The following is a 239-nucleotide window of genomic DNA, read 5'->3' as shown; positions in this document are numbered from 1 at the left end:
CCATAGACCCTCGCCAAGCTAGAGTCGACGCGATTAAAGCGTTCACCCGAGAAAACAACGACATTACCTGTGAGGTTATTGAAATCGAGAAAATGAGTGTGGATTTGCTCATCAAGGTTATTCAAAACTTTATCGATTCACACCCAAATCGCAAAAAAGCCATTTTCACGACCAACGGCGTAGCGATGATGAGCACCGCGAAAGCCTTGAAGCACCTCAACATGCACATTGGCTCAAAC

General features: G+C 45.6%; 1 protein-coding gene. It reads left to right on the top strand.

All coding sequences use genetic code 11. From position 1 onward, the window contains the following. A partial coding sequence (locus AAEZ10_RS27720) for a type 1 periplasmic-binding domain-containing protein (RefSeq protein WP_350571880.1) occupies positions 1 to 239 on the top strand: 239 nt, incomplete at both ends.

This window comes from Pseudomonas sp. H26/SER47-MNA-CIBAN-0231 (genome assembly GCF_040310465.1).
Classification (GTDB): domain Bacteria; phylum Pseudomonadota; class Gammaproteobacteria; order Pseudomonadales; family Pseudomonadaceae; genus Aquipseudomonas; species Aquipseudomonas atacamensis.
This window is presented reverse-complemented; position numbering and strand designations above follow the sequence as displayed.